Source organism: Halobacillus sp. K22 (genome assembly GCF_052246795.1).
Taxonomy (GTDB): Bacteria; Bacillota; Bacilli; order Bacillales; family Halobacillaceae; genus Halobacillus.
The window spans coordinates 307353-320401 of record NZ_JBQQCN010000001.1 but is presented as its reverse complement, the minus strand read 5'-3'; the positions used below and the strand labels follow the sequence as shown (position 1 = coordinate 320401).

Here is a 13049-nt window from a genome sequence, read left to right as displayed (position 1 = left end):
ATCTTGAATAGCTTTACATTCAATTATAGCAATGGATTCGTGGAGGGACTAAACAATCAGACGAAGGTTATTAAACGAAATGCCTTTGGTTTCAGAAGATATGACCGTCTCCGATTGAAGGTTCTTCTTCATCATCAATATAAACACATTAGAAATTTTCAAGTTGGTTAAGGGGCAGGAGCTTGCCTCCTACCCCAACAATTGACTTAGAACCATAAAAAGTAACTATTTTTTAAGTATAAAAAAGTTGCAAGAATACCAGTGGGTAGTATTTAAAAGTGCGGTTTTGAAAAATTTGTTGCACTTCCATTTAATTGAGAAGATTCTTGAGATGTAAAAGAGGTCGTAAATGATCTTAGAGCATGTGATGGTCGTGTTAATTCATTCAAGACCACGGATTTTCTAGGATGACAATCTAAATAAATCTAAGCCACTTTCGATCAGATCGAACTTCAAACAACTTTGGTCATAAAAGACTTCCAGGTATGGTTGTGTTTCGAGGGGATAATATCGGATGAAGAATGGGTGATAGCCCGTTAGGTTTCTTAAGTACGAATCAGTAAGTAATTCTTTTAATGATATCAATTCTTGATTTGGTGTGTTGGCATTCCCTTCTACCGAGCTGAAACCATCGCTTTCAAGTCTATGCAACAAATTCAATAGTAAAACCCTCCTTTTATAACATAAATAGATCTATACTACTATTATTTGCTTACTGAAGGTTTAATGCAATCAGAGTTTTTGTCGGATTAGATAGAATGAAGTCTTATAGGGGTGGCTGCTTGCTACATTTTGCAGCTTTCAAAGAAGTGTAAATTAAGAGGGCTCAGAGCTATACTTTTATATTTGCTTTAACCAAAATTTTAATTGAATACTCACCTTTTAATCACATAAAAGCGCTGAAATCTTATGTAAGATTTCAGCGCTTTAGTTATAAAGTCGAAATAGGGCGGCAGCTGTTTCTAAAGAGGTCGGTCATCAAATTCATAATGGACTGGGCCGGGGGCTACACGTGCATTTATAAGCGCTGGGGTATCCGGACGTGCAATTTGGTAGACTGCAGCTCCTATAATTTCTGTGGTTTCTTTTAATTTGTCTTTACTAATTTTATCTACAGTATCTTCAGGAGAATGGTACCAGGGCTCTAGCGGCGCATGGATGAATAAAGCAGAAGGGATACCTCGTTCAAAGAATGGCACGTGGTCACTGCGTCCAAGCTGTCCATATTCCACTACCTCCGCTACCCTGGCTCCAGCCGCTGCCCCTAAATCGGTTACCAGGTTCTTTTCTCCATCCGGTGTAAACATAATTAAGTCTCCAGAATCCCGACTTCCTATCATATCCATCTGAAAATGGGCTGCAATCCGGTTAACTTCATCTTCAGATAATGTGCTCGCGTAGTGATAAGAACCAAGAAGACCTTTTTCTTCTGCACCAAATGTCATAAAGCGTAATTCAGTATCTATTGGAGTTTTAGCCATAATTTTAGCTAGTTCGAGAACTCCGGAAACCCCCGAGGCATCGTCGTTAGCACCTGGGCCACCAGCAACGGAGTCATGGTGGGCACCAATGGTTACAATTTGACCGTTATCTTTATTTTTGTGAGGTTGCATTGTAGCGATAACATTGTATGAAATTTTATCGATTGTTCCCGCACCTTGCACAGCTATCTCTGCATTTACTTCTTCTGAGTTGAGTTGATTAACCAGGGATAAGCCTTCTTCGCGGTTAATAGCTACTACTGGTATATTCTGTCCCTCGTATGTATAACCAAAATCATTGCCTTCTTCTCCTTCTCGGTTAAACATGATCACTCCTGCAGCACCTTTATTTATGACATTTTGCACTTTTTCATAAAAACTAATCGAACCTCGTTCTATTAAAGCAATTTTACCTTTTACTGAGTCAGTCACTTCTTCTGAAGAAGCTAACCCAACAAACTCAAGCTTAGATTTTACCGTCGCGTTTACGGACCCAGTAAATGCTTGAACGTCTCCATTAAAAACTGTGTTATTGATAACTATCGAGGAGACGCCCTCGTCCCAGTCTTGAAAAGTGAAAGGCTGTAATTCCGTATTATACCCATAGCTTTCAAACTGATCTTGAATATACTGAACAGCACGATATTCCCCTTCTGTTCCGGCTTCTCTTGGACTTTGCGACAGTAAATTTACTCGTTCGTAAAGTCGATCACCACTTATTTTTTTAATCACCTTGTTATCGAACGCATGATCAGCGTTCTGATTAGGAATAGTGGGAGCGGCATCAACTGCGGCTGGAGCCGAGCTTAAAATTAACCCAGTAGCTAACATCAGTTTGATTGCATTTTTTGGCATGTTTCATTCCTCCTTAAATATTCACCTAGTAGTAATCTAACTATATTCCATTTCACAAAATATGGAAATAGGAAGTTTTTAAGAAGAATAGACCATCTTTTCATTAGGCCAACTTATGACCTATTCATATAATGGATGTTTCTGAAGCACCTTGTCGAATGTATGATTATAAGTGTCTGCTTTCTCAATTATGGGTAAGAGTAGATAAAGTGGAGTGATACCTAAGGATCAATTTCCAAATGTAATACAGTTTAGCGGTATTCTACTAGTAATCGAAAACCTATGTAGATTTAAAAGGGGGGGGGGAAAAGTGGTTTATGGAGCAAATGGAAATGTTCAACAATGACTCGGTGGATATACCAAAAACAGTGCTTTCTCCGATTGAATGTAATAAAAGATTGAATACTCAAGATTTTGCAGCGAACCAGAAGTTGTTTTCTGAATATGTAAAGTTGATACAAAGACAACATGAATGTTCTTGGTTTGAAGCCAGGCAGCTGTTTTTTAAAATTAGGGATTTATCCTAGGTCGATCCAACAAATTCGTTATTACTTAAGTTCATGTGTACCTTAGTCTATTTGCTTAGGAAAGGGTTAAATGTCGGGAAAGAAAGGGATTTGATCATAAGATAATAAACAAATGTCAAATCATAAATTGCAAACAATAAAATTTATCGGAAAGTGTGAGAGATCAATGACAATTTTATTAACTTAAGCTATTATTCTACATTTTTTGCTATAATACAGGCAGTTGCCCATTAAAAAAGGATTGACCTAATTAGATAGAATGATAGAAAAGGAGTGTACTTCTCAGTGAAAAACATAAACCGGTTGTTTAAGAAGGGATTGGTTTTACTGCCGCTCAGTCTGGTCTTACTGTTAAGCGGATGTGAGATAGCTGTCTTGGATCCTAAGGGTCCTGTAGCGCAAACACAAAAAGATCTTATTTTATACTCCGTCTATTTTATGTTGTTTATTGTAGTCGTGGTTTTTGCAGCATTTACGTATATGGTTGTGAAATACAGAGAAAACAGGCCAGGTCGTAAGGAAACGGATTATGATCCAGATATGCATGGAAACAACAAAATTGAAGTGATTTGGACGGTTATTCCATTTATTATTGTCATTGCCTTAAGTATTCCAACAGTGGATACTCTATTTCAATTAGAAAAACCGCCGGAGGTTGAGGCTAATGAAGAAGAAAAGGAACCGCTTGTTATCCACGCAACTACTGCGGATTGGAAATGGTTTTTTAGTTATCCGGAAGAGAACATAGAGACCGTGAATTATCTGCATATTCCCACTGATCGGCCGATTGAGTTTAAATTGTCCTCTGCAGATGCCATGACAGCTCTTTGGATCCCACGGCTTGGCGGTCAAAAGTACAATATGGCAGGAATGATGAATACTCATTACCTGGAAGCGGATGAAGAGGGTGTTTATAAAGGACGAAATGCAAACTTTAATGGGGAAGGATTTACAAAGCAAACCTTTGAAGTTTATGCAGAGAGTCCAGAAGCATACGACCAGTGGGTAAGTGAAACCCAAAATCAAGCCCCGCAGTTAACTCAGGAAAGATATGATGAACTGCTCGCACCCGGTTTGACGGAAGAACACGAGTTTTCATCTACCCACTTAGAATGGGTTGACCACGGAAAGCCTGAGGGGATGGACTATGCCATTAATCGTCACTTTGAAAAATACGGAGATTTGATGCACCTGGAAAGTCACCAGGATGCAGAAGACTTCATGGATGAAGAAAACAATGATGATCACGAAAGTGACAGAGATCAATAGGAAGCAGGTGAGTAATATTGCAACTAGATGAATTCTTCGTAACCGGTGAACCACTTATCTACGCAGGAATGGTATCCATTGCCCTGGTGAGTATCTCCATCATATTCTTCTTAACCTATTATAAGAAATGGGGATATCTCTGGCGCGAATGGCTCACCACGGTGGATCACAAAAAAATAGGAATAATGTATATTTTAAGCGCACTCGTAATGTTATTTCGCGGGGGCGTAGACGCCATGATGATGAGAACTCAATTGGCTTTTCCAAATATGAACTTCTTAAACGCCCAGCACTATGATGAAATTTTTACGACACACGGCACTGTTATGATTATTTTCATGGCCATGCCGTTTCTAATTGGAATTATGAACTTTGTGGTTCCATTGCAAATTGGAGCCAGGGACGTAGCTTTTCCCTATTTAAACGCTCTAAGCTTTTGGTCATTTTTCTTTGGAGCTATGTTATTTAATATTTCGTTTGTCATTGGCGGTTCTCCGGATGCGGGGTGGACAAGTTATACTCCGCTAGCAGGAGCAGCTATGAGTCCGGGACCAGGGCAAAACTTTTATCTGCTTGGCTTACAGCTTTCAGGAATAGGGACCCTGGCTACAGGAATTAACTTCATGGTAACGATCTTAAAAATGAGAGCACCGAAAATGAGAATGTTCCAAATGCCGATCTTTACCTGGTCGACGTTTATTACATCCTTTATCATCGTATTTGCTTTTCCTATTTTAACGGTAGCTTTGGCTCTATTGACGCTTGATCGTGTCTTCGGAGCTCAGTTCTTCACCTTAACTGGTGAAGGAATGCCGATGATGTGGGCAAACTTGTTCTGGATGTGGGGACACCCTGAAGTTTATATTGTTATACTTCCTGCATTCGGTATATTCTCTGAAGTTATTTCGGCATTTGCTCGTAAACAGCTATTCGGTTACAAAGCAATGGTATGGGCGATCATATTAATCGCTGGATTGAGTTTCCTGGTATGGGTACACCACTTCTTTACCATGGGAGCTGGGGCCTTTGTTAACTCCGTCTTCTCGATATCCACTATGCTTATTGCTGTCCCGACCGGTGTTAAAATATTTAACTGGCTCGGTACACTTTATAAATCGAAAATTAATAATACAGTAGCCATGATGTGGTCACTTGCCTTTATTCCGAGTTTTGTGATCGGCGGTGTTACCGGAGTTATGCTTGGTATGGCATCTGCAGATTATCAGTATCATAACACTTACTTCTTGGTAGCACACTTCCACTATGTGTTAATTGCTGGTACGGTATTTGCCTGCTTCTCAGGTCTAGTATTCTGGTATCCGAAAATGTTCGGGCACAAGCTTAACGAAAGACTCGGAAAATGGAGTTTCTGGTTCTTTGTTATTGGATTCCATGTCTGCTTCTTCCCGCAGTATTTTGTGGGACTCGATGGAATGCCGCGCCGTGTCTTTACTATTATTCCCGAGTGGATGCCGCTGAATATTATCTCTACGGTGGGCGCATTTGGAATGGGAGTTGGCTTTGCCATTTTCGTATTTACCATTCTTTACAGCTATCGTTACAGTGAGCGTGAGAAAACAGGGGACAACTGGGATAATGGACGAACGCTCGAATGGGCCACTCCTACTCCTGTACCTTTTTATAACTTTGCAACACTTCCGCACATCGATAGCCAGGATGCTTATGTCAAGTTAAAACAAGAAGGCAAAACTACATTTGAGGAAGATAAAGTAGAGCCTATTCACATGCCGAGCAGCACGGGACAGCCGTTTATTATGATGGCTTTCATGTTTGTATCAGGATTTGGGCTTGTATTTGAATGGATGTGGATGGCTATAGGCGGCTTGCTTGCCGTTTTCGTCATGATGATCATTCGTTCCTTCGACTACGATGAAGGCTTCCACGTAGAAGTAGATGAAATTAAGCGTACGGAACGCTCGGCAAGGAGGTTATAATATGAGTTCTCACGAGCTGAAAACAGGACCATTAGAGTATAGAACCGAAGAAGGCAGACTGAGCATTCTTGGATTCTGGATATTCTTAGGTGCAGAAATTGTTTTGTTTGCTACACTCTTTGCCACTTATGCAGTTTTATTCGGCAGAACAGCTGATGCTCCTTCTCCAGGGGAACTCTTTGGAGCAGAGATTGTATTGATCATGACGTTTATGCTTTTGACAAGTAGTTTCACTTGCGGAATAGCTATTCACGAAATGAGAAGAGGCTCTGTGAAAGGTTTGAGGAACTGGATTTTAGTGACTTTGCTTTTAGGGCTCGGATTCTTAGGTTTTGAGATCTATGAGTTTGTTCACTATGTACATGAGGGAGCTACCCTTCAATCCAGTGCCTACTGGTCATCTTTCTTTACACTAGCAGGAACCCACGGACTCCACGTAAGCTTGGGTATCGGCTGGATTATACTTCTTCTTATTCAATTAAGACAGAGGGGTTTAACACCTAGGACGAGTCGTAAATTCTTTATTATTGGTCTCTACTGGCACTTTTTAGATGTAGTATGGATCTTTATCTTTACAGGTGTTTACCTGATAGGGATGGTGGATTAAATGGCAAATGATAAGAAACGTATTCCTACTCAACACCTCGTCGGATTTCTGGTTTCAATTACTCTAACGCTGGTTGCTGCTTGGACTGCTCTGCAATCAGATCTATCCGCTATTTGGATTATCACAGGGATAATGGCTTTAGCCATTATCCAGGCAGGTATTCAATTGTTCATGTTTATGCACATGACTGAACGTGAGAGTCAGGGAGGACACGTTCCATGGAATATGATGTTTCATGGCGGAGTGTTGGCTACGATTATCGTAGCTGGTTCATTGTTTACCATGTCCTTTGGCTTTACTCATGACCATGATGGTGATAACCATAACCAGCATGAGCAGCAGGAAAACCACAGTGAAAATGGAGAATCTACAGAGCATTCCGGCCATTAAGCATAAAGTGTAATTTAATAATCTGGTGGTGATATATATGAAATTAAATGAAAAAGTCCATGATTTAGAAAATAATGAAGCCACAGAGGTATTATCTCAAAAACATGTTATTGGTTTTATGCTTTGTATTTTACTGACGGCTATTTCTTTATGGGGAGCACTATATACAGCTTACTCGCCTAAGTTTGTGCTCTATGCCGTTTCAGGACTAGCATTCACTCAAGCGATTTTCCAATTGTTCCACGTTCAGCTGCAAAAACAAAAAACGTATAGATAAAATAAACCCTCTACTTATAAAAGTAGAGGGTTTGCTTTTTATTGGAATTCTTTCTGATACTTACCATGGCTACTGACTACATAAATGATAAACATAATCCAGCCTACTTGTGACAACAAGAGACCTGCGTAAAATATAATCCATAATGGAGAGAACGTAGCAGGTGCCACACTAAACGCAGCCTGGAAGTAGTAAATCCACATGCCGACCAGCATCAGAGACTGAATAACCGCGAGAGATAACCTTCTTACTTTTAAAAATAGAAAAGGGGTTAGCGTTGATAGCAGTAAGAAAATCATGACTATATCCATTTAGAAACAACTCCTTTTAAGGAAGAATTTAATGTAAGCGCATTCTTATTGTTTCTTTTATTGTAACAAAAAATTCTTAAAAAAGACACATAATGTTCACAAGTTTTTTGGAATGAGTCAGATTCACTAAAAGACCTGTGGTGGTTACTTTATTTAAACCATTTCTTAAAGAAAATCATATTCTAAGAAAAAGGAGTGGTTCCGCATGTTCTTTTTATTTTATATTCTGCTCGGATTCATCCTTTGTATGATACAAAAGGAACCTGCACATGAAACAAAAGAGGATCAATCACTTTATATTTTCTATTTACTGTTTATTTTATTGCTATGGCCCGTTTTTATTGCACTAAAAGTTTGGAAAATGTTTGTGACGAAATTTTTCACACCCAAATAAATATAGTTGGGAAAAGTTATCAAGGATACAGCATGACTTTTTTTCACACAATAGGATTGCCTATTCGGCTATTCGAGCTAAGGAGTGTGGGAGTCAGATGAAACGACAAAATGTACAGTGGTTACCCGTAATTGCTTCTATAGGGGTAGGTGCAGCCACTTACAGTTTAATGACTGGCCAGTCTGGCCAATTGCAAAACGTGCTTCCTGGTTTAGCAAAGGCTGTGGCTTCACCACAGAAAAACCAATCGACAACAGACCAATTTCCCTTCAGCTAATAATAAGCTGGCTTCTTATATAAGAAGCCAGCTTATTTTAAAACCATCTAAAAAACGCTACGGCTTCTGCCAGTAACGTTTGATGTCATAAATATTATGTGTTAGTTAGTTTGTGGAATTTCAATAGCTCTTTTGTCAATTTCCTTAGTCAAAAGGTGTACAAAATCATCATCTAACTGAAGTTTGACGGACTCCAGATAAGTTTCAAGTAACGTTTGATCATCTAGAAGTGACAAAACCATGCAGCTCCTTAGAAAATATTAATTCGTTGAATTGTGATTCACAACTACTTTATTTTAACAAAAAAGGAAACTTAAGCATGAGACTAAAGAACTATTTTAAGCGAGAGTTTCATGGAAATTAACAATTGTATCTTGGAGAAAAATGAAGCAGGATAGATTCCTGTCGAAAGACAAAAGATAAGTGAGAAATGTAAAACCACATTGGATAGGGGAAGGAAAGCAATTCCATTGTGTTTCAGTACTAACTGTTTTAATATAGCCTAATAAGTATAAGGTTGATGAATTAAATAGAAGGCACTGGCAGAAGGTTTTAATTTTATTATATTGGTCATAATAGAATAAGCTGGAACTCCATTGCTATAGGAAGGGTGTCTTATGGAAAATAATAAAGGGAATATTGTCATATTCCCCACATGGAAAACAAATTTAGAAAAAGAAGGGCTTCAGGCGCTTAAAGAAAAAAGGTATCAAGATGCTGTTCAATCTCTAGAGCCGCTTTTAAACTATGATGCAGCCAGCCACGATGTATATACGGGCTTATTAATGAGCTGGATTGAGTTAGGCGATTTCGATGAAGCTGAAGAATTATGTAAGAAACTCATGAAAATCGAGATCGATCATTATTATCACTACCTACATATATACATAACCATTCTATTTCAAACTAACAGGTATCAGGATATTGTAGATTTACTTGACGAAGTGTTTGAGGCAGAAGATGTTCCACACCAGAGTCGCACTCAATTGTGGCAGATGTACGAAGTAAGCCGGAAGTTGCTGGAGGATCATCAACGTGAACAGGGTGAAAAGCTGATTAATGATTTTCTAACGGCAATGGATAAGAATGATATTCAAAAGCAATGGACAATAATGAACCAGTTAAAAAAACAGCCATCCTCACCGCATGTAGAGACATTCAGACCTATTCTTAAAGATAACGTAGTCCACCCAATCATTAAGTCAGCAGTAATTGTGTGGTTCAGAGATACTCACATAGAAGATCAAGTACAGGTTCAAAAATTCGGCCAGACGATTGAAGTGGTACCAGGAAAATTAAATCAATTGCAATCTGACTACATTATAAAACAAATACAGATGAGACTAGGCGGGGTCGAGCAAAATAATCCAAGTATGTATGCAATTTTGGACCGTCTTTTATACAGATACTGTTATGTTCGCTTTCCATTGTTTCCTAATGAGAAGGAAGTTCCTATTATTGTAGAAGCGCTCAAGCAAATAGGACATCAGTACTTGCAGCTACCCTACCAGGAAGAGGCGCATGTAGAGGGCGTTCAGAAATATAAAGAAGAGATTGAATTATGTGAGCAGCATTATTCTCTGATCATTGGAGAATAAGAGGAGGATACGAATATTCCACTTATATGTACATATCTTGAAAGCCCGTTTGTTTATGTTATAATATAGTGGTTGCAAATGAGATTCGTATGTATAAAGAGTCATAGAATCAATGAACAATCGTCCATTGACGAAAATGAATGAATAGATGTTGGAGGGAATTTTTTATGTCAGCAAAATGGGAAAAGCAAGAAGGTAATCAAGGTACTTTAACAGTAGAAGTACCAGCAAGTGAGTTCGACCAAGCACTTGATCAGGCCTTCAAAAAAGTAGTGAAAGATGTACAAGTACCTGGATTCCGTAAGGGTAAAGTACCTCGGAAATTATTTGAACAACGGTTCGGAGTAGAATCCCTTTATCAGGATGCTCTTGACATTGTACTTCCTCAGGCTTATTCAAACGCCGTAGAAGAAACTGGTATCGAGCCGGTAGATCGTCCGGAAGTAGATGTTAAGCAAATTGAAAAAGGTGAAGATCTTGTATTTACAGCGGAAGTAACCGTTAAGCCGGAAGTTAATCTTGGAGAATACAAAGGCTTGGAAGTCGAAGAACAAAGCACAGAAGTCACTGAAGAAGATGTGCAGAGCGAATTGAAACAACTACAGGAAAAACAAGCTGAACTTGTCGTTAAAGAAGATGGCGAAGTTGAAGATGGTGACACTGTAGTAATGGACTTTGAAGGGTTCGTTGATGGAGAGGCATTCGAAGGCGGACAAGCTGAGAACTATTCTCTAGAAGTAGGTTCAGGTTCCTTTATTCCAGGTTTCGAAGAACAGCTTGTAGGTAAGAATGCAGGAGAAGAAACAGAAGTAACTGTAACTTTCCCAGAAGAATACCACGCAGAAGATCTTGCAGGAAAAGAAGCAACTTTCAAAGTAACCATTCATGAAATAAAAGGCAAAGAACTTCCGGAACTTGATGATGAATTTGCCAAGGATGTTGATGAAGAGGTTGAATCTCTTGATGAACTTACTAAGAAAACACGTGAGCGTTTAGAAGAGCAGAAGAAAACTGATGCTGAAAACCAAAAGCGTGACACACTTGTAACGAAAGCTTCTGAGAATGCAGAAGTAGAAATTCCTGAGTCTATGGTAGACACGGAACTTGACCGTATGGTCCAAGAATTTGAACAGCGTCTGCAAATGCAGGGAATGACGAAAGACATGTATTTCCAGTTCACAGGGCAAGATGAAGATGCCCTTCGTGAACAAATGAAAGAAGATGCTGGCAAAAGAGTGAAAACAAACTTAACTCTTGAGGCAATAGCTGAAGCTGAAGACGTAAATGTTTCAGATGAAGATGTGAATGCGGAACTAGAGAATATGGCTTCCATGTATCAAACGGATGTAGCTCAATTAACTCAAATGCTTGGCGGTAACACCGATATGATCAAAGAAGATCTTAAGGTACGTAAAGCTATTGACGTTTTAGTTGAAAACAGCAAAACTAAATCTGAATAAGATGAGCTGGGAGACAAGGGGCGGGATTGCTCCTTGTCTCCTCCTATATTTTCTCTTAGTAGAGTATAGGTTAAAGAATTAGTGGATAGTATGAATGATACTTCCTATGTTTTACATACACTATAGAGGTATCCTTTTGTTTGACTTATCCATTACATATCTACATAATGAGGTTGGTGCAATAGAGATTCGCACACCTCTAATAGGTATTGCTTTTTTGTTAGGAGTTATTTTGGTATGATGAGCAAAAGAAACTGAATCGTTTAAGGTCATATCTTAAAACTTCAGTCGCAACTATTGCGTCATTTTATTAAGGGGTGAAATGTATGTTTAAATTCAATGATGAAAAAGGACAACTGAAGTGTTCTTTCTGCGGTAAAAGTCAAGAGCAGGTTCGCAAGCTCGTGGCAGGACCAGGGGTATATATATGTGATGAATGCATTGAACTTTGTACAGAAATCGTTGAAGAGGAACTCGGAAATGAAGAAGAAGTAGAATTTAAAGAAGTACCGAAACCACAAGAAATTCGTGAAATCCTTAACGATTATGTCATTGGCCAAGACCAGGCTAAGAAAAATTTATCAGTAGCTGTTTACAATCATTACAAGCGTATTAACGCAGGTACGAAAAATGATGATGTAGAGCTTGCTAAGAGTAATATCTTAATGCTTGGGCCTACTGGTAGCGGTAAAACACTTCTTGCCCAAACACTTGCCCGTATATTAAACGTTCCATTTGCCATTGCAGATGCGACTTCTCTTACGGAAGCTGGTTATGTAGGAGAAGATGTGGAAAACATTCTTCTTAAATTAATACAAGCAGCTGATTACGATGTAGAAAAAGCTGAAAAAGGTATAATTTATATTGATGAAATTGATAAAGTTGCGCGTAAGTCTGAGAATCCTTCTATTACAAGAGATGTATCAGGGGAAGGCGTACAGCAGGCCTTACTGAAAATTCTTGAAGGTACTCAGGCTAGTGTCCCTCCACAAGGAGGACGTAAACATCCTCATCAAGAATTTATTCAAATCGACACAACCAACGTGCTGTTTATCGTTGGGGGAGCCTTTGATGGAATTGATCAAATTATCAAACGCCGCTTAGGGCGTAAAGTCATAGGGTTTGGATCTGAACAAAATGTCGATGAGAATGAGAAAAAAGAATTGCTCACAAAAGTACTTCCAGAAGACTTGTTGAGTTACGGACTTATTCCTGAATTTATTGGCCGACTGCCAGTAATTGGAAGTCTGGAGCAGTTAGATGAAGATGCACTTGTAGAAATTCTTACTAAGCCTAAGAATGCACTTGTGAAGCAATATCAGAAATTGTTCCAAATCGATCATGTAGAGCTGGAAATTGAAGAAGAAGGTCTTCGTGAAATTTCACGCCTTGCAATTGAACGTAAAACAGGCGCCCGCGGCCTGCGTTCTATTATTGAAGGCATCATGCTTGATGTTATGTATGAATTACCTTCCCGTGATGATATTGAAAAATGCATCATTACGAAAGAAACAGTTACAGCGGAAAATGGCCGTCCTAAGCTTATCCTGACTGATGGAACGGTTGAAGATGAGAATAAAGAATCTCCTAAAGAAAGTGCTTAAGTAAACCTTTAGAGGGATGTTTCTCTTTAACTTCAAGCCGCGCT

The 13049-nt window shown here is 39.0% G+C and carries 13 protein-coding genes; 10 read left to right on the top strand and 3 right to left on the bottom strand.

Annotated elements, in window-relative coordinates; genetic code table 11:
* A partial coding sequence (locus ACTWPM_RS01630) for a transposase (protein ID WP_443131324.1) occupies nt 1-171 on the top strand: 171 nt, incomplete at its 5' end.
* A 791-nt stretch (nt 172-962) separates the two neighbouring features.
* Here ACTWPM_RS01630 and ACTWPM_RS01625 read toward each other — a convergent pair.
* Nucleotides 963-2336, bottom strand: coding sequence for a M28 family peptidase (locus ACTWPM_RS01625; protein ID WP_443131311.1), 1374 nt, complete (start codon nt 2334-2336; stop codon nt 963-965).
* An 812-nt stretch (nt 2337-3148) separates the two neighbouring features.
* On the opposite strand from ACTWPM_RS01625, the gene qoxA reads away from it, so the two are divergent.
* Genes qoxA through ACTWPM_RS01600 form a run of 5 tightly spaced genes read left to right on the top strand, consistent with a single transcriptional unit; the run spans nt 3149 to nt 7361 of the window.
* Nucleotides 3149-4132 (top strand): cytochrome aa3 quinol oxidase subunit II, encoded by a 984-nt coding sequence (qoxA, locus tag ACTWPM_RS01620; protein WP_443131310.1) that lies wholly within the window; start codon nt 3149-3151, stop codon nt 4130-4132.
* A 17-nt stretch (nt 4133-4149) separates the two neighbouring features.
* Nucleotides 4150-6087: a cytochrome aa3 quinol oxidase subunit I gene (gene qoxB, locus ACTWPM_RS01615; RefSeq protein ID WP_443131309.1), complete on the top strand. Its 1938-nt coding sequence runs from the start codon at nt 4150-4152 to the stop codon at nt 6085-6087.
* A gap of 1 nt (nt 6088) precedes the next feature.
* Entirely contained in the window at nt 6089-6694 is a 606-nt protein-coding gene (gene qoxC, locus ACTWPM_RS01610) for a cytochrome aa3 quinol oxidase subunit III (RefSeq protein ID WP_443131308.1), read from the top strand.
* Complete coding sequence (qoxD, locus tag ACTWPM_RS01605; protein ID WP_443131307.1) at nt 6695-7084, top strand: cytochrome aa3 quinol oxidase subunit IV; 390 nt, start codon at nt 6695-6697, stop codon at nt 7082-7084.
* A 37-nt stretch (nt 7085-7121) separates the two neighbouring features.
* A complete protein-coding gene (locus ACTWPM_RS01600) occupies nt 7122-7361 on the top strand; it encodes a hypothetical protein (RefSeq protein WP_443131306.1) in 240 nt (79 codons plus the stop codon).
* A gap of 38 nt (nt 7362-7399) precedes the next feature.
* Here ACTWPM_RS01600 and ACTWPM_RS01595 read toward each other — a convergent pair whose 3' ends face one another.
* Nucleotides 7400-7672, bottom strand: coding sequence for a hypothetical protein (locus ACTWPM_RS01595; protein ID WP_443131305.1), 273 nt, complete (start codon nt 7670-7672; stop codon nt 7400-7402).
* A gap of 491 nt (nt 7673-8163) precedes the next feature.
* Here ACTWPM_RS01595 and ACTWPM_RS01590 point away from each other — a divergent pair, with 491 nt between their 5' ends.
* A complete protein-coding gene (locus ACTWPM_RS01590) occupies nt 8164-8343 on the top strand; it encodes a hypothetical protein (RefSeq protein ID WP_443131304.1) in 180 nt (59 codons plus the stop codon).
* Nucleotides 8344-8444: 101 nt separating this feature from the next.
* Here ACTWPM_RS01590 and sda read toward each other — a convergent pair whose 3' ends face one another.
* Nucleotides 8445-8585 (bottom strand): sporulation histidine kinase inhibitor Sda, encoded by a 141-nt coding sequence (gene sda, locus ACTWPM_RS01585; protein ID WP_443131303.1) that lies wholly within the window; start codon nt 8583-8585, stop codon nt 8445-8447.
* Between the two features lie 375 nt (nt 8586-8960).
* Here sda and ACTWPM_RS01580 point away from each other — a divergent pair, with 375 nt between their 5' ends.
* From ACTWPM_RS01580 to clpX, 3 genes are all read left to right on the top strand, one after another.
* Nucleotides 8961-9941: a tetratricopeptide repeat protein gene (locus tag ACTWPM_RS01580; protein WP_443131302.1), complete on the top strand. Its 981-nt coding sequence runs from the start codon at nt 8961-8963 to the stop codon at nt 9939-9941.
* Nucleotides 9942-10108: 167 nt separating this feature from the next.
* Complete coding sequence (gene tig / locus ACTWPM_RS01575) at nt 10109-11401, top strand: trigger factor (protein WP_443131301.1); 1293 nt, start codon at nt 10109-10111, stop codon at nt 11399-11401.
* 326 nt (nt 11402-11727) lie between these two features.
* Nucleotides 11728-13005: an ATP-dependent protease ATP-binding subunit ClpX gene (gene clpX, locus ACTWPM_RS01570; protein ID WP_443131300.1), complete on the top strand. Its 1278-nt coding sequence runs from the start codon at nt 11728-11730 to the stop codon at nt 13003-13005.
* Nucleotides 13006-13049 lie beyond the last annotated feature (44 nt).